This is a genomic window from Mammaliicoccus sp. C-M13, from assembly GCF_022386845.1.
GTDB lineage: Bacteria > Bacillota > Bacilli > Staphylococcales > Staphylococcaceae > Mammaliicoccus > Mammaliicoccus lentus.
Genome location: NZ_JAJNHQ010000002.1, coordinates 106,979 through 124,370 on the forward strand (window position 1 = coordinate 106,979; position 17,392 = coordinate 124,370).

A 17,392-nucleotide genomic window follows, 5' to 3' on the forward strand; every position below is an offset into this window, starting at 1 on the left:
TTGGTGAGAAAAGACAATAAGGGTACTGTTATTGACAAGTTTAGCAAGAAAAGACAATAAGGGTACTGTTAGGGTACTGTTATTGACAAGTTTAGCAAGAAAAGACAATAAAAAAAGAGGCTGAGACATGTATTTATGTCTCAGCCTAATTCATTATAATAGCAGTAGCTAACTCTCTTAAACACAGCATTTGCATAATACTTTATTCAAACAATCTTAGTTCCATGTACTTCATCAAACGGTATGTCGTTAAGTAACGTTTGTAAATTATCTTTATTAAGTCCGCCACCTGGCATAATTGTGATGTTGCCTTTTGAATGCATTAGCAATTTACCGAGATGGAATACGTTATCAAAGACTGATTGGTCACTTGGGCCGCCATGTGTTAACAAGCGCTCAAAGCCGTGGTCAATTAGCCAATCAAGAGACTTTAATTGAATATATGGATTGATTAAATCAAATGCCATGTGACATACAGCGTGTGTATCTCCGCATGTTTCTTTTAAAGCATCCATTTTCCATTCATCGAGTTGTTCATTTTCATCTAAACAACCAAAAACAAATGCGTCTACATTTAAAGTTTTAAGTTGAATAATATCTTGTCTCATTACTTCATATTCAAAATAATCGTAATTAAAGTCTCCACCTCTAGGCCTGATCATAACAGCAACTTGTACATCATTTTGATGACATAACTCAGTTGCAATTTTAACCATACCATAGCTAGGTGTAGTGCCACCTACAGATAAGTTATCGCATAATTCTATACGATTTGCTCCGTTTTTAATCGCATGGTTAATTTGTTCAATTGTTTCAACGCAAGATTCTTTTATCATTTTTCATAACCTGTTAAAAATTCATGGCCGTCTTTTGTTACAACAATATCGTCTTCAATTCTAACACCAGCTACTCCAGGAACATAAATGCCTGGTTCAACAGTTAAAACCATACCTTCTTTAAATGTATCTGTGTTAACGCTAGAAATATCAGGGAATTCATGAACACTTAATCCTAAACCGTGACCGAGTCTATGTGGGAAGTAATCACCATATCCAGCATTACTTATAATATCTCGTGCTACTTTATCACATTCAGAGATTTTAACGCCTGGTTTAATAATATCAATTGCTTTTTTATTTGCTTCTAATACAATGTTATAAATTTCTTGAGCTTTTTCAGGCGGTGTACCAAATGCTATTGTTCTTGTAATGTCCGAGCAGTAACCTTTGTATATAACACCTAAATCAAATAAAACATATTCATTGTTTTGTAATTTTCTATCTCCCGGGGTACCATGTGGTGCTGCTGCGTGATCTCCGAATAATACCATCGTATCAAAGCTCATTTTTGAAATACCATGTTGCTTCATAGTTGTTTCAATATGATTAAGTACTTCGATTTCAGTTACACCTTCAGCCAATTTTTCGGCACCAGCTTTAATTGCTAAATCTGCGTATTTAGCCGCTTCATGCAATAATTCAATTTCACTTTGAGTTTTAATGTTTCTTACATCTTTCAACACTTGATCAATATCTTCGAATTTTTCAACATTAAAAGCTTTTTCTACTTCGCGAAAACGTTTAACAGATAAATGTTCGGATTCAATAGCGAAAGTTTTATAAGTTCTTTCTTCAATTAAGTCAAAAGCTGATTCAGTATCTAAATATCCAACGATATCCCCTTTGAACCCAGCATTTTTAGCTTCTTCAACTTCCATTTTTGGACAAAATAGTGTTTCTTCTCCGTCTTTTGTAATTAATAAACTAAATAAACGTTCATGAGGTTCAGATAAATAACCAGTTAAATAAAAAATATTTAAAGGTGTTGTTATCCATGCAGCATCTACATTTTTCTCATTTAAAAACGTTGTAATTTCATTGTGTTTCATAATTCAGCCTCCCAATTATCTTTCGTACATCATTATTCTAGACTTCCTGCTTAATAAATTCAAATTTAGGGTATATAATATAGAGAAAAGATATTGTGAGGAGGGAAATTCATGAAAGTATCATTTCATGGTCAATCAGTTATATATTTCGAAAGTAAAAATCATAAAGTGATTGTAGACCCATTTATATCTGGCAATCCTATGAGTGACTTAAATGTAGATGAAGTAGAAGCAGATTATATCATATTGACACACAGTCATGGCGACCATATTGGGGATACAGTAGATATTGCTAAAAGAACAGGTGCACTAGTTATTGCATTACCTGAAGCAATTGATTATTTATCTAATAAACATGGACTTGAAAACCTACATCCAATGAATATTGGTGGGAACATTGAATTTAATTTTGGTAAAGTAAAATTTGTTCAAGCATTCCACAGTAATAGTTTTACAGAAGAAAATGGCGAAATAATTTATTTAGGAATGCCTGCAGGTATTGTTCTAGAAACTGAAGGTGGCACAATTTATCATACAGGTGATACAGGTTTATTCAGCGATATGAAGTTAATAGCTGATAGACATCCTGTTGATTTATGTTTTGTACCAATCGGTGACAACTTTACAATGGGTATTGATGATGCAAGTTATGCCATCAATGAGTTTATCAAACCTAAAAAAGTCGTTCCAATCCATTACGACACATTTGATTTAATTAAACAAGATCCAAAAGAATTTGAAAAAGCTGTAACAAAAGCAGAAGTTCATATTTTAAAACCAGGTGAACATGTAGAATTATAATTAATTTAAGAGACTGAGACAGAAATAAATGTCCCAGTCTCTTATATTTTGTTAATGATTCTTTCTTATGTAAACATATCTTTTAATCTCTCAAGAATGTATAATATAATTAATTCATTATAATCGATAGAGGGTATAAAACATGACGAAACATGAACAAATAATAAAGTACATTGAATCGTTATCTGTTGGACATAAAATCTCTGTCAGACAGATTGCTAAAGATTTAAATGTTTCAGAAGGTACTGCATACAGGGCGATAAAAGAAGCTGATAATAAAGGGTTAGTAGCATCAATTGATAGAGTAGGTACAGTTAGAATTGAAAGAAAATCAAGAGAACAAATTGAAAACTTAACTTTTAATGAAATTGTGAAAATAGTAGATGGACAAGTTTTAGGTGGTAAACAAGGCTTACATAAAACGTTATCTAAATTTGCAATTGGTGCTATGGAAATCAAAGATGTTGTTAAATACTTAACGATGAATACATTGCTTATAGTCGGTAATAGAGCAGATGTTCAAATGGAAGCGTTGAAAAGAGGTTCAGCCGTATTAATAACGGGTGGATTTGAAGCGGATGATGACATTATCGAATATGCCAATGAGCATGATTTACCTATAATATCTTCTAATTATGATACGTTTTTAGTAGCCAATGCAATCAATCGAGCTATTTATGACCAAATGATTAAAAAAGAAATTCTTATGGTAGAAGATATCATGATACCAATTGAAGAAACTTCTTATTTATTTGATAACCAAAAAGTGAGAGATTGGAACGAAATGTCACAACAAACTTCTCATACTAGATTTCCAGTTGTCGATAATGAACTAAAGGTCATCGGTATTTTAACGAGTAAAGATATTGTTAATGAAGAGCCAGATAAACAGATTAAAGCTTTAATGACTAAAGCACCAATCGTTGCGCATTTAAATACAACGATAGCTACATGTGCTCATTTGATGATTTGGGAAGGTATTGAATTGTTACCAGTTGTCTCAAATACGAAAGAATTAATTGGTATAATCTCAAGAGAAGATGTGTTAAAGACAATGCAACTGATGAGTAGACAGCCTCAGATAGGAGAAACAATTCATGATCAAATTGCTAAACAAATTAGTATGGAGAACGGCAAAATAAAAGTTAATATTTCTCCACAACTTACAAATCAATTTGGTATGATGACGAAATCAATTTATATAGCAGTAATAGAAGAAGCACTTAGATATGAAGTGAGAAAATTGAAGAAATCAGAGTTGATGATTGAACATATAGACATTTATTATTTTAAAACGGTACAAATTGATGAAGAAGTTACTGTTAATATATCAGTTTTAGATATGGGCAGGTTGTCTGCTAAATTTGAAATATCTATGATGAATGGTAATAATACTGTTGCGAAAGCATTGTTGATGTGTCAATTACTAGATAAATAAAAAAGTCTGGAAAACAATAAATGCTCCAGACCAAAGAAAAATATTGGCAATAGATGACTGAACTGAAAATGCACTTATATCAAGCTTTTCAATTCTAATCATTCTTGCCGGGGTGGGGCAACGAAACCTTTTTAGTAAAATGAGGTTTCTGTCCCACTCCGTTTTTAAGATGATTGATTACGTTTTTTTCGTTCGAATTCTTCCCAAGCTTTGTTCTCAATCGGTAAATTACCTTTAAAGTATTTACTTGCTTTATGTCCATAGGTAATATTAACAATACCAAAGAACACCAATACTAAGACAATTATGTAAGTAACTAAAGTTGGAAACAAAAGTACTTGGTCTGCTGAGAATGCTATTAAGAAGATACCAAAGAAAAATCTCGCACGTTCTTTATGATATGCTTTTCTAACATCTCTTTTTGTTCTGAATGAACGGGCAAAGTTTAAAATAGTAAAAATTAAAGCGAGAATCATTACGGTTACGGATAACGCAACCAATACGGACATAATTTCAGGTGACATAGTTTAATCCTCCTACCAAGAAGCATTATATCAATTTATAAAATATAAGTAAATATATAGAAAGAGGGACCAATATGAATGACATTTTAAATAAAATTAAAGAATACGAAACAATAATTATACATAGACATGTAAGACCAGACCCTGATGCTTACGGCTCGCAACTAGGACTGAAATATATTTTAGAAGAAGCTTTTCCCGAAAAAAATATTTATGCAGTTGGACAATCAGAACCTTCATTAGAGTTTATTGGTGAATTAGACAATATTGAGGATGAAGTATACCAAAATGCTTTAGTAATAATTTGTGATACGGCAAATGAACCAAGAATCGATGATAATCGATTTAAACTAGGTAAAGAGCTCATTAAAATAGATCATCATCCACCAGTTGATTCATATGGCGATATTAATTATGTTAACACTGAAGCTTCTTCAACAAGTGAAATTATTTATGATTTAAATCAAGAGTGGAATTTAAACCAATCTGAAATTAATACAAAAGCAAGTCGTGTATTATATTTAGGTATAGTAGGAGATACTGGTCGTTTCTTGTTTGATAATACGACACCTCATACTATGGAAGTAGCCGCTTCACTTATGACTAAAGAATTTAACCGCAATGAAATGCTTAATCAACTTAGTGAACGTGAACCAAAGCTATTACATTTTCAAGGGTACATCCTTCAAAACTTCAACTATGATGGAAACGGATTTTGTTATATAAAAATAACGAAAGATATATTAGAAAAATTTGATATTTTACCAAATGAAGCATCATTATTTGTCAATGCAGTTGCAGATATTAAAGGTGTGAAAGCTTGGGTGTTTGCAGTCGATGAAGGAAAAGAAATTAGATGTCGCATTAGATCTAAAGGTATAAAAATAAATCATATTGCGGCAAAATACAATGGTGGAGGACACCCTAATGCATCAGGTGCTTCTGTATACAGTTGGGAAGAGTTCGATGAATTAGCTAGAGATATTAAATCTGAAATATAGGAGGTAAAGCGCATGGTAAGTCATTTAAATATTCATTCGTCATTTGATTTGTTGAATTCTAGTTTGAGAATTCCAGATGTTATTAAAAAGGCTAAAAATGAAAATTATCAAGCGCTTGCTATAACAGATTTAAATGTCATGTATGGAGCTTTGCAATTTTATGATGAATGTTTAAAACAAGGTATTAAACCTATATTTGGTTTGACCATTTATTTAGATGATCAATTAAATGAATTAGAATGTGTGTTGTTAGCCAAAAATCAAACTGGTTATCAAAATTTAGTTAAATTATCTTCAGCGATATCTCTTAAAGAAAGACATTCAACGCCAATCGAGTGGTTAAATACTTATTCAGAAGGTTTAATCATAATAGGTAAAAACTTAAATATTGATAATGAACATTTATTCCATTCAATAAAAATATCTGACCAAGACAAGTACATATCCCATGATTCATCAGTTGAAGAAAATTATAAAAAAGTGTATATGCAATCGGCTTTATATTTAAATGATGAAGATAGCGATAGTTTAATTGCATTAAATGCTATTAAAAATAATGAAAAATTAACAATATCTGATTTTAATACGCATTTAAACCAACATTTTTTAACTATGGAAGAATTAAGCCAAATTGACGTCTCATCTAAATTTATCAAAACAACTGATGAAATAGCTGAAAAATGTAATGTACAAATTCAATACCATCAAGATTTATTGCCGAAGTATGTTACTCCAAATGGCAAAGATAGTGATACTTATCTGTGGGAATTATTGATGAACAATAAATCAAACTTTCCACAATTTAACGACACTTATGCTGAAAGGTTGAAATATGAGTATGACATTATAGTATCCATGGGATATTCAGATTACTTCCTTATAGTGAGTGACTTAATAAATTATGCGAAATCAAATGATGTGTTAGTTGGTCCAGGGCGTGGCTCTTCAGGTGGTTCGCTCGTAAGTTATATACTAAATATTACGACATTGGATCCTATTGAATATGACCTATTATTTGAGCGTTTTCTAAATCCAGAACGTGTAACTATGCCGGATATTGATATTGATTTCCAAGATACGAAGCGGGATAAAGTTATTCAATATGTCCAAGAGAAGTACGGTGATAATAGAGTAGCAGGTATAGTGACTTACGGTCATTTGCTAGCACGAGCAGTTGCCAGAGATGTAGGTAGAATATTACAATTTGATGAACCAACTTTAAATTATATATCTAAGTTAATACCACACAAGTTAGGTATAACTTTAGACGAGGCATATGAAAGTGATGAATTTAAACAATTCGTCAGTAAAAACCATTTAAACGAAAAATGGTTCCAATTATGTAAACAATTAGAAGGTTTACCAAGACATACTTCGACACACGCAGCAGGTATCATTATAAACGATCAACCTTTACATGAATTTGTACCGACAATGATGGGAGATACAGGTGTATTAACACAATGGACGATGACAGAAACTGAAAAATTAGGTCTGTTAAAAATCGACTTTTTAGGATTAAGGAATTTATCAATCATTCAGCAAGTTGTGAATCAAGTTAAGTATCAAGAAAAAACTGAAATTGATATCGAAAATATACCTTATGATGATCAAAAAGTATTTCAACTATTATCACGTGGAGAAACTACTGGAATATTCCAACTAGAATCTCAAGGTGTAAGAAGTGTGTTGAAAAGGTTAAAACCTGACCATTTCTTAGATATAGTAGCAGTGACTTCTTTATATAGACCAGGACCTATGGAAGAAATACCTACTTATATAAAAAGAAGAAGAAAAGTTGAACCAATTGAATACTTGCATCCTGATTTAGAAGAAATCTTAAAGTCTACATATGGTGTTATTATTTATCAAGAACAAATTATGCAAATAGCTAGTAAATTTGCTGGTTTCTCCTATGGTGAAGCTGATATTTTAAGAAGGGCTATGAGTAAGAAAAATAGATCTGTTCTTGAAAATGAAAGAAAACATTTTATAAATGGAAGTTTAAGTCGTGGTTATGAAGAACAGACAGCTATTAAAATTTTTGATTTAATTTTAAAATTCGCTGATTATGGTTACCCTAAAGCTCATGCTGTCGCATATAGTAAAATAGCTTACATTATGACTTATTTAAAAGTGCATTATCCTACTTACTTTTATGCATCTATTTTATCTAATGTAGTTGGTAATGAAAATAAAACTGAACAAATGGTTACAGAATTAAAAAGGATAGGTGTAAAAATTTATCCGCCTTCTATTAATCATAGTGAATGGTTCTACAAAGCAACCAAAACTGGTATATACACATCTTTAGGTGCAATTAAAACTGTCGGTTATCAAAGCGTAAAGAGTTTAGTAGAAGAAAGAAAGTATAGAGGACCTTATAAAGATATGTACGACTTAGTGCATAGGCTACCAAATAAAGTTAAGAATAAAAAACTAATTCAAGCACTTATTTATGCTGGGGCGTTAGATGATTTTAAGCAAACTAGAGCAACAATGCTACAGTCTTTAGATGATGTTTTCGAAAGTAGCGCATCTGTTGGAGATGCGAATAATTTACTTTCAGAGTTGGGTTTAAATGTTAAAAAAGAATTTAAAGAAGTAGAAGAAATGCCTAGTTTAATGAAAAGTGAATATGAAAAAGAATATTTAGGATTTTATGCTACAGAACATCCTATCTTAACATTATTTAAGCAGCATCAATATTTAACGATTTATCCAATTAGAGTACAAAACGATAAAGTGCCAATGCTTGTTATGATTGCTTCTTTAAGAAAAATAAGAACTAAAAAAGGACAAAACATGGCATTCGTTAATTTAATTGACGGCATTAATGAAGTTGAAGGCGTTATTTTTCCGGATACGTATAAAAAAATTGAAACAATGAATATAGAAAATAAACCTTTAATTATTCAAGGCAAATTCGAAAACAGAAACGGTAAAATGCAAATAATTATCAACCAAATAGATTTATTAGAAGATTATAAAGAGTACAAAATCAAAACAACTTCTGAATTAGTTGTTCGAAATGTATTTGAACTTAATGATTGGGTTACGCAAAATCATAAAAGTGGCATTAAAGTAACTTATTTTAATGACGAAGATTATACATCTCATAATATGGGTTTTTTAAATTCTGATAAAGGAAATATTAAAGATTTTATCGATATGATAGGTTACGAAAATATACGATTGATATAGGCTTTATTAATCAATTAAATTATGATATAGTATTCTCCATGGTGGTCTGACCACTATGGAGAATTTTTTAATTAAAAATAGGAAATTTCATGTATAATATATTGGGAGATACATATAATAACGAAGGGATGATTATATTGTCATTAAGAGACGATGCTTTATACATGCACAAAGAAAAACAAGGAAAATTAGGAGTTTACGCAAAAGTTAAAGTCACAAATAAAGAAGAATTAAGTTTAGCTTATTCTCCAGGGGTAGCTGAACCATGTAAGGACATTCATGAAGATGTCCGCAAGGTTTATGATTACACAATGAAATCTAATGCAGTAGCTGTTATAACTGATGGTACAGCTGTTCTTGGATTAGGGGATATTGGTCCAGAAGCAAGTATACCGGTAATGGAAGGTAAAGCTGTATTATTTAAAAGTTTTGCTGGAGTAGATGGTATTCCAATTGCATTAAATACAGTTGATGTAGATGAAATCGTAAATACAGTGAAGTTACTAGAGCCAAATTATGGTGGCGTAAACCTAGAAGATATTTCAGCTCCAAGATGTTTTGAAATTGAAGAAAGACTAAAAAAAGAAACAAAAATACCAGTTTTTCATGATGATCAACACGGAACTGCAATTGTTACAGTTGCAGGCTTATTAAACGCGCTTAAATTGACGGATAGAGATTTAGCTGATATCAAAGTTGTATTAAACGGAGCAGGTGCAGCAGGTATCGCAATTATCAAACTTCTATACAGTTATGGTGTTAGAAATATGATTATGTGTGATTCTAGAGGTGCAATCTTTGAAGGTCGTGAATATGGCATGAACCCTACTAAAGAATTTGTAGCTAAATGGACTAACAAAGATAAAATTGAAGGTAAATTAGAAGATGTCATTAATGATGCTGATGTCTTTATTGGTGTGTCTGTTGAAGGTGCTCTAACTAAAGATATGGTTGACACTATGGCTGAAGATTCAATTATCTTCGCAATGGCAAATCCAGTTCCAGAAATCATGCCAGATATAGCTAAAGAAGCAGGAGCAAAAGTAATCGGTACAGGTCGTTCTGACTTTCCAAACCAAATTAATAATGTCCTAGCATTCCCTGGTATATTTAGAGGTGCATTAGATATTCGTGCAACTCATATTAATGAAGAAATGAAACAAGCAGCTGTTGAAGCAATCGCTAACTTAGTTTCAGATAAAGAATTAAACGCTGACTATGTCATCCCAGGCCCATTTGATCCTAGAGTAGCACCTTACGTAGCAAAGGCGGTAGCTAAAGCAGGAATGGAATCAGGCGTTGCACGTATTGAAGTAGATATAGATGAAATTGAACGTAAGACATATGAACTAGCAGATTTATCATAATTTCGGAAGGAGACACCACATTGGATAAAGATAAACAAAAAGGTTTAATCAAAATTGTTGAACAAATTCAAACAATTATTGTTGAAAAAAATATTCAAGTGGGAGAAAAACTACCTTCTGAAAGATTTCTCAGCGATACGCTTAATGTTGGACGTTCAAGTATAAGAGAAGCACTTAGAGCTTTAGAGTTACTAGGTGTGATACATACGAGAAGAGGTGAAGGTACATTCTTAAGTGATATGTACCAACACCAACTTTTTGATTTAATTGGTAGATTTTTGATACACAATGATTCTCAATTAGATGAAATAAACGAACTTAAGTGGATGATTGAGAACTTCTGTGAAGAGCATACTAACATTGAAGCACAATCAAAAGAAGAACTTGTTTCTTCAAATAATAACCAAATTATGTATATGATTTGGAAGTTACTCTCTCAATATAGCGATAGATTTGAAAGAGATAATAGTAATTAAGTCAGGGGGTAGTGACATGTTTAAAGACTTGTTCAATCGTAACCAGAAAAAGAAAAAATATGTGACAGTTCAAAACAGCAAAGATAACGACGTTCCTGAAGGTATTATGACGAAATGCCCTAAATGTAAAAAAATTATGTATACTAAAGAACTTGTACAAAATTTGAATGTTTGTTTCAATTGTGATCATCATATACCTTTAACTGCTCATGATAGAATTCAAGCTATAAGTGATGAAGGTGCATTCCAGGAATTTGATGCAGGGATGATAGCAGCGAATCCATTAGAATTTCCAGGTTATGAAGAAAAACTACAAAAAGACAGACAGAAAACAGGTTTGAATGATGCAGTAGTAACTGGTATTTCAAAAATAGATGGCGTTCCATATGGTGTTTGTGTTATGGATTCTAGATTTAGAATGGGTAGTATGGGCGCAGTTGTAGGCGAAAAAATTTGTAGAATAGTAGATTACTGCACTGATAATAATTTGCCTTTTGTTTTATTTACAGCAAGTGGTGGAGCAAGAATGCAAGAAGGTATTATCTCACTCATGCAAATGGCCAAGACTAGTGTTTCTATTAAGCGTCATAGTGATAAAGGTTTATTATTTATTTCATATATGACCCACCCAACAACAGGTGGTGTTTCTGCAAGTTTTGCTTCAGTTGGTGATTTGAATTTTGCTGAGCCTAGAGCTTTAATTGGCTTTGCGGGTCGTAGAATTATAGAACAAACAATTAGTGAAAAATTACCGGATGATTTTCAAACTGCTGAATTCTTGTTAGAACACGGTCAATTAGATAAAGTAGTGCATAGAAAAGATATGTACCGTACACTTAGTACAGTACTAAGTATGCATTATAATGAGGTGAAAGATAATGCTTGAATTTGAAAAGCCACTAAAGGAAATAAAAGAAAAAATTGAATCAATAAAAGCTTATCAAGAAAAGCATAATGTTAATCTAGCAGATGAAATTGAAATGCTAGAAGCAACATTAATAAAAGAAACAGAGAAAATATATGAAAACTTACAACCATGGGATAGAGTACAACTCGCAAGGCTACAGGAAAGACCAACTACTTTAGATTATATTCCGTATATTTTTGATGAATTTATTGAATTACATGGTGACCGCACATTCAGAGATGATCCTGCTTTAATTGGTGGATTAGCTTATTTTAACGGTGTCCCTGTAACTGTTATCGGTCATCAACGTGGTAAAGATACGAAAGACAATATATATAGAAACTTTGGTATGGCTCACCCTGAAGGGTATAGGAAAGCATTGAGATTAATGAAACAAGCGGAGAAATTCAATAGACCGATTGTTACGTTTATCGATACTAAAGGTGCATATCCAGGAAAAGCTGCCGAAGAAAGAGGTCAAAGTGAATCTATTGCTAAAAATTTAGTAGAAATGGCTTCTTTAAGTGTGCCTGTTATTTCAATTGTAATAGGTGAAGGAGGCAGTGGTGGTGCGCTTGGATTAGGTGTTACAAACCGCTTACTGATGTTAGAAAATAGTACATATTCTGTTATATCACCAGAAGGGGCAGCTGCTTTACTATGGAAAGATTCTAATTTAGCTCAAATGGCTGCTGAGACAATGAAAATTACTGCACCTGATTTAAATGAATTGGATGTTGTAGATGAAGTTATTAAAGAACCATTTGGTGGTGCACATAAAGATGTCGAAAACCAAGCTAAACTAATTAAAAATTCTTTGGAACTTCATTTATCAGAGCTAAGAAAATTATCACCTGATAATTTAGTAGAAGATAGATTTAATAAGTACCGAAATATTGAAAGTTATATTGATTAATATTTTATAAACAAAAAGAAAAGTCTTTTACTTATGTAAGACTTTTCTTTTTGTTTATAATGAGTATATATGCATAATATTCATTATTATAAAACGTTTTCAATAAATTGATTATTGCGAAAGTGTGAAGCTTTATCAAAGAAGACGTTTACATATCTAAATAACGTTAGTTTTAATGGAATCAAGTTCACATTTGTGTTATTTTTAAATTAACAATCATATATTAAGAGAGGTCTGTATATTTATGAAAAAAATTGCAGTATTAACGAGTGGTGGAGATTCACCAGGGATGAATGCAGCTATTCGTGCTGTCGTTCGTAAAGCAATATACCATGATATTGAAGTTTATGGTGTCTATCAAGGTTATCTAGGTTTAATTAATGATAACATTGAAAAACTAGAATTAGGATCAGTTGGAGATATGATTCAACGAGGTGGAACTTTCTTATATTCTGCTAGATGTCCAGAATTTAAAGAAAAAGAAGTCCGCGCTAAAGCAATTGAAAACCTTGAAAAAAGAGGTATTGAAGGGTTAGTAGTTATCGGCGGAGATGGTAGCTACAGAGGTGCACAAAGATTAAGTGAAGAAGCTAAAAGTCTTAAAACAATCGGCGTACCAGGAACAATCGATAATGACATAAATGGTACAGATTTTACAATTGGTTTTGATACTGCACTTAATACGATTATTGATTCAGTCGATAAAATTCGTGATACAGCATCAAGCCATGAACGTACTTTTATTATAGAAGTAATGGGAAGAGATGCAGGAGACTTAGCTTTATGGTCTGGACTTGCTGCTGGAGCTGAAACAATATTAATACCTGAAGTTAAATCTGACATTGAAGAAATTGCTGAAAAGATTCAACAAGGTATGGAACGTGGTAAAAAACATTCAATCATTGTTTGTGCTGAAGGCGTTATGACAGGTAATCAATGTGGCGAAGAGCTTAAGAAATTTATAAATATAGATACACGTGTTTCTTGTTTAGGACACATCCAACGTGGTGGTACACCAACAGGTATGGATAGAGTTTTAGCTTCTAGATTGGGCGGATATGCAGTAGAATTACTTATTGAAGGCGAAAGTGCAAAAGCAGTTGGTATCCAAAAAAATATACTAACTCGTACAAACTTTGATGAAATATTCCAATCAGAGCATAGCATTGATAATAAAATGTATGAATTAGCAAATCAGCTATCTATATAAAACAAAAATACGGAGGTCATTTAAAATGAGAAAGACAAAAATTGTATGTACAATAGGTCCAGCTTCAGAGTCTGAAGAAATGTTAGAAAAATTAATGCTTGCAGGTATGAACGTTGCAAGATTAAACTTTTCACATGGTGATCATGACGAACATAAAAATCGTATCGATACGATTCGTAAAGTAAGTAAGAAATTAAACAAAAACATTGGTATTTTATTAGACACTAAAGGTCCAGAAATTAGAACGCATACTATGCAAAATGGTTCTATTGAATTGACTAAAGGTGATGATATTACTGTTAAAACTACAGAAGTAGAAGGGACGACAGAAGCTTTCTCAGTAACTTATGAGAATTTAGCTGAAGATCTTGAAGTTGGTTCTAAAATACTTTTAGATGACGGATTAATTGAATTAACAGTTAAATCTATTGATGCATCTAAAGGAGAAGTTCATTGTTCAGTTGATAACTCTGGAGAACTTAAAAATAAAAAAGGTGTAAACCTACCAGGCGTTAAAGTAAGCTTACCTGGTATTACAGATAAAGATGCTAGTGATATTCGTTTTGGTATTGAACAAGGTATTGATTTCATAGCGGCGAGTTTCGTAAGAAGACCTTCGGATGTATTAGATATTCGCGCTATTTTAGAAGAAAGTAATACTGATTTCATTAAAATAATTCCAAAAATAGAAAACGAAGAAGGTATTGAAAACATCGATGAAATCCTTCAAGTTTCTGATGGTTTAATGGTTGCTCGTGGAGATATGGGTGTTGAAATTTTACCTGAAGAAGTTCCAATGGTACAAAAACAATTAATTCAAAAATGTAATAAACTAGGTAAACCTGTTATTACAGCAACACAAATGTTGGATTCTATGCAAAGAAACCCACGTTGTACGAGAGCTGAAGCAAGTGACGTAGCTAACGCTATTTACGATGGATCAGACGCTGTTATGTTATCAGGTGAAACAGCTGCTGGGTTATATCCAGAAGAAGCTGTTCGCACAATGCAAAATATTGCAGTAGCGGCTGAAAAAGCACAAGACTATAAAAAATTATTATCAGATCGTTCTAAGATGATTGATACAAACTTAGTTAATGCAATTGGTGTATCAGTAGCTCACACTGCATTAAACTTAAATGTTGAATCAATTGTAGCAGCAACAGAAAGTGGTGCTACTGCACAAACTATATCTAAATATAGACCACATTCTCATATTATTGCAGTAACACCTAATGAAACAACTGCACGTCATATGTCATTAGTTTGGGGCGTTTTACCAGTAGTTAGAAAAGGTAAACAAACTACAGACGAATTATTAAACAATGCTGTTTCAACAGCAGTAAATACTGGTTTAGTGGATAATGGTGACTTAATCATCATTACTGCTGGTGTACCAACAGGTGAAACAGGTACAACTAACTTAATGAAAATTCACTTAGTAGGTGATGATTTAGCTAAAGGACAAGGTATTGGCCATTCATCTGCTGTCGGTAAAGCTGTAGTAGTTGATAAAGCTGAAGATTTAGAAGGTAAAGATTTAAGCGAAGCTATAGTTATTACACAATCTAGTGATGCTGATATGGTTCCTTACCTTGAAAATGCTAAAGGTTTAGTTACTGAAGAAGGTGGATTAACTTCACACGCTGCAGTAGTTGGATTAAACTTAGGTATTGCGACTATAGTTGGCGTAGAAGATGCTCGTCAAAAAATTGTTGACGGCACATTAATCACTTTAGATCCAAAACAACATAAGATTTATGAAGGATACGCTAACGTACTTTAATCAATATAATGAAAGAGTCTGAGACAATTTTTTGTCTTGGACTTTTTTTATTTATATATAAATAAAAAACCATCAAAATTCTTTAATAAATAAGAATTTTGATGGTTTTTAAGTGAATCTATTTAAATTTTCTTTTTTGTATAAAATACATGATGGTCAATATAACAAACCAAATTGGTGTAATTAAAATAGCGATTAAAGTTACTTTGTTAGTCATAAGCAATATAAATACAAAAATAAAGAATATTAATGTAATCCATGCCATCGGAACACCACCAGGTAATTTAAAGTTTGACGTTTTGTTAAGTTCTGGTGCTAATTTTCTATATCTAATATATGCTATTGTTATCAATGACCAAACAACTAAGAATAGTACAGTAGATACTGATGTAACATATTTAAAAACTTCGCCTGCGTCTTTAATAATATAGTTTAAAAGTACAGATATCATTAATAATAAGCAGCTAAATAAAGTTGCTTTATATGGTACGCCTCTGCTATTTGTTTCACCGAAACCTTTATTTGCTTGATTGTTTTGGGATAAACCATAAAGCATTCTACTATTAGAGAAAATACCGCTGTTACAAGATGAAGCTGCTGCTGTTAAGACAACAAAATTAATAATACTAGCAGCAATAGGTATGCCTATTAGACCAAATAATTTTACGAATGGGCTTTCAGCAGGATCAATTTGATTCCATGGTGTTATAGACATGATAATGATTAGTGACCCTACGTAAAATAACATAATTCTAATAGGTACGCTGTTTATAGCTCTTGGAATAGTTTTGTGTGGATCTTTAGTCTCTCCTGCAGTTACACCTATCAATTCAATACCTACGAATGAAAATGCCGCCATTTGGAATGATAAGAAAAATCCATTCATCCCATTAGGGAACAATCCACCATGACTCCAAATATGAGTAAGTGAAGCTGTACCATATGGCGTTTTATAAGCCATGACTAGCATGATGATTCCTACAACAATTAAGGCAATAATTGTTGTAATTTTAATGATTGAGAACCAAAATTCTAATTCTCCAAATAATTTTGCGGTCATTAAATTCATTGTCATTAGTACGAGTATTGTGAATAGTGCTGTAATCCAAGTTGGTATTTCAGGAAACCAAAAGCTTATGTATTTTGCTACGGCTGTTACTTCTGCCATGCCGGTAACTATCCAACAGAACCAATAAGTCCAACCTGTAATGTATCCAGCAAATGGACCAATATATGTATGTGTAACGTCTGCAAATGAATGAAAGTCTGTATTAGATAATAATATTTCCCCTAAAGCTCTCATAAACATAAACAGTATGAAACCTATTATGATATAGGTTAATAAAATTGAAGGGCCAGCTGAATGTATTGTTTCACCTGCACCCAAAAATAGACCAGTTCCTATTGCTCCACCTATAGCAATTAGTTGAACGTGTCTATTACTTAATTCCCTTTGTAAATTATTTGACATAAAAATTAATTCCTTCTTTCCTTAATACGTCTTAATATATATTTTATTATGCACTTACACTATTAAAATAGCAATTAAAATATACATAAATTGTATGCAGTTAAGTCTATTAAAAATGATTTATTATTTTTATCATAAACAATAAATAAAATGAATGATTAAAGAGGAGTAACGTATATATCTGATAACTTTTATAAGAATTAAAAGTGTTCAAAACCTTTATAACACTTGGTTCAAAGCTTATCGTCTAAAAGTTATATGAAAATTGTATTTTCAATAATTTTACACTTATCCTAATTTATTTAACGATATTAATTAACTTTTTAAAAGTTTAAAAGGTGTTCGCATTCACAAAATGGCTTAAATTATATATAATGTATATGAAAGCCATTACATACATGGG

At 32.0% G+C, this 17,392-nt stretch carries 14 protein-coding genes; 10 read left to right on the forward strand and 4 right to left on the reverse strand.

What is annotated here, in order from left to right; genetic code table 11:
• Nucleotides 1-206: 206 nt before the first annotated feature.
• Both LQ615_RS02220 and LQ615_RS02225 read right to left on the reverse strand, forming a co-directional pair.
• Entirely contained in the window at nucleotides 207-836 is a 630-nt protein-coding gene (locus tag LQ615_RS02220; RefSeq protein WP_017000640.1) for a copper homeostasis protein CutC, read from the reverse strand.
• On the reverse strand, nucleotides 833-1,891 hold the full coding sequence (locus tag LQ615_RS02225; protein WP_481817006.1) for a M24 family metallopeptidase: 1,059 nt from the start codon (nucleotides 1,889-1,891) through the stop codon (nucleotides 833-835). Before LQ615_RS02225 ends, LQ615_RS02220 begins: the two co-directional genes overlap by 4 nt.
• 108 nt (nucleotides 1,892-1,999) lie before the next feature.
• Here LQ615_RS02225 and LQ615_RS02230 point away from each other — a divergent pair, with 108 nt between their 5' ends.
• Nucleotides 2,000-2,689, forward strand: a complete 690-nt coding sequence (locus LQ615_RS02230) for a metal-dependent hydrolase (RefSeq protein ID WP_194201351.1) — start codon at nucleotides 2,000-2,002, stop codon at nucleotides 2,687-2,689.
• 142 nt (nucleotides 2,690-2,831) lie between these two features.
• Complete coding sequence (locus tag LQ615_RS02235) at nucleotides 2,832-4,127, forward strand: DRTGG domain-containing protein (protein WP_017000643.1); 1,296 nt, start codon at nucleotides 2,832-2,834, stop codon at nucleotides 4,125-4,127.
• Nucleotides 4,128-4,291: 164 nt separating this feature from the next.
• Here the strand turns inward: LQ615_RS02235 and LQ615_RS02240 are convergent, their stop codons facing one another.
• Nucleotides 4,292-4,651, reverse strand: coding sequence for a YtpI family protein (locus LQ615_RS02240; RefSeq protein WP_064204351.1), 360 nt, complete (start codon nucleotides 4,649-4,651; stop codon nucleotides 4,292-4,294).
• A gap of 74 nt (nucleotides 4,652-4,725) precedes the next feature.
• On the opposite strand from LQ615_RS02240, the gene LQ615_RS02245 reads away from it, so the two are divergent.
• From LQ615_RS02245 to pyk, 8 genes are all read left to right on the forward strand, one after another.
• Nucleotides 4,726-5,652: a DHH family phosphoesterase gene (locus tag LQ615_RS02245; RefSeq protein WP_017000645.1), complete on the forward strand. Its 927-nt coding sequence runs from the start codon at nucleotides 4,726-4,728 to the stop codon at nucleotides 5,650-5,652.
• 12 nt (nucleotides 5,653-5,664) lie between these two features.
• The gene (locus LQ615_RS02250) at nucleotides 5,665-8,856 is read left to right on the forward strand and encodes a DNA polymerase III subunit alpha (RefSeq protein ID WP_239703697.1); all 3,192 of its coding nucleotides are present in this window, start codon (nucleotides 5,665-5,667) and stop codon (nucleotides 8,854-8,856) included.
• A gap of 137 nt (nucleotides 8,857-8,993) precedes the next feature.
• Nucleotides 8,994-10,223: an NADP-dependent malic enzyme gene (gene ystJ / locus LQ615_RS02255; RefSeq protein ID WP_070044736.1), complete on the forward strand. Its 1,230-nt coding sequence runs from the start codon at nucleotides 8,994-8,996 to the stop codon at nucleotides 10,221-10,223.
• A 20-nt stretch (nucleotides 10,224-10,243) separates the two neighbouring features.
• Complete coding sequence (locus tag LQ615_RS02260) at nucleotides 10,244-10,699, forward strand: FadR/GntR family transcriptional regulator (RefSeq protein WP_017000648.1); 456 nt, start codon at nucleotides 10,244-10,246, stop codon at nucleotides 10,697-10,699.
• Nucleotides 10,700-10,715: 16 nt separating this feature from the next.
• Entirely contained in the window at nucleotides 10,716-11,585 is an 870-nt protein-coding gene (accD, locus tag LQ615_RS02265; RefSeq protein WP_017000649.1) for an acetyl-CoA carboxylase, carboxyltransferase subunit beta, read from the forward strand.
• A complete protein-coding gene (locus LQ615_RS02270) occupies nucleotides 11,578-12,522 on the forward strand; it encodes an acetyl-CoA carboxylase carboxyltransferase subunit alpha (RefSeq protein WP_239703696.1) in 945 nt (314 codons plus the stop codon). Before accD ends, LQ615_RS02270 begins: the two co-directional genes overlap by 8 nt.
• 244 nt (nucleotides 12,523-12,766) lie before the next feature.
• Nucleotides 12,767-13,732, forward strand: coding sequence for a 6-phosphofructokinase (gene pfkA, locus LQ615_RS02275; protein ID WP_017000651.1), 966 nt, complete (start codon nucleotides 12,767-12,769; stop codon nucleotides 13,730-13,732).
• A gap of 25 nt (nucleotides 13,733-13,757) precedes the next feature.
• Nucleotides 13,758-15,518, forward strand: a complete 1,761-nt coding sequence (pyk, locus tag LQ615_RS02280) for a pyruvate kinase (protein WP_017000652.1) — start codon at nucleotides 13,758-13,760, stop codon at nucleotides 15,516-15,518.
• Nucleotides 15,519-15,636: 118 nt separating this feature from the next.
• Here the strand turns inward: pyk and LQ615_RS02285 are convergent, their stop codons facing one another.
• Nucleotides 15,637-16,989 carry an amino acid permease gene (locus LQ615_RS02285; RefSeq protein ID WP_064204347.1) on the reverse strand — a complete coding sequence of 451 codons (1,353 nt, stop codon included), beginning with the start codon at nucleotides 16,987-16,989 and terminating at the stop codon, nucleotides 15,637-15,639.
• Nucleotides 16,990-17,392 lie beyond the last annotated feature (403 nt).

Excerpts from the sequence above, each read along its gene's own strand:
- LQ615_RS02220 (WP_017000640.1), bottom strand. The coding sequence starts at position 836 with ATGATAAAAGAATCTTGCGTTGAAACAATTGAACAAATTAACCATGCG.
- LQ615_RS02230 (WP_194201351.1), top strand. The coding sequence starts at position 2,000 with ATGAAAGTATCATTTCATGGTCAATCAGTTATATATTTCGAAAGTAAA.
- LQ615_RS02235 (WP_017000643.1), top strand. The coding sequence starts at position 2,832 with ATGACGAAACATGAACAAATAATAAAGTACATTGAATCGTTATCTGTT.
- LQ615_RS02240 (WP_064204351.1), bottom strand. The coding sequence starts at position 4,651 with ATGTCACCTGAAATTATGTCCGTATTGGTTGCGTTATCCGTAACCGTA.
- LQ615_RS02245 (WP_017000645.1), top strand. The coding sequence starts at position 4,726 with ATGAATGACATTTTAAATAAAATTAAAGAATACGAAACAATAATTATA.
- LQ615_RS02250 (WP_239703697.1), top strand. The coding sequence starts at position 5,665 with ATGGTAAGTCATTTAAATATTCATTCGTCATTTGATTTGTTGAATTCT.
- accD (WP_017000649.1), top strand. The coding sequence starts at position 10,716 with ATGTTTAAAGACTTGTTCAATCGTAACCAGAAAAAGAAAAAATATGTG.
- LQ615_RS02270 (WP_239703696.1), top strand. The coding sequence starts at position 11,578 with ATGCTTGAATTTGAAAAGCCACTAAAGGAAATAAAAGAAAAAATTGAA.
- pfkA (WP_017000651.1), top strand. The coding sequence starts at position 12,767 with ATGAAAAAAATTGCAGTATTAACGAGTGGTGGAGATTCACCAGGGATG.
- pyk (WP_017000652.1), top strand. The coding sequence starts at position 13,758 with ATGAGAAAGACAAAAATTGTATGTACAATAGGTCCAGCTTCAGAGTCT.
- LQ615_RS02285 (WP_064204347.1), bottom strand. The coding sequence starts at position 16,989 with ATGTCAAATAATTTACAAAGGGAATTAAGTAATAGACACGTTCAACTA.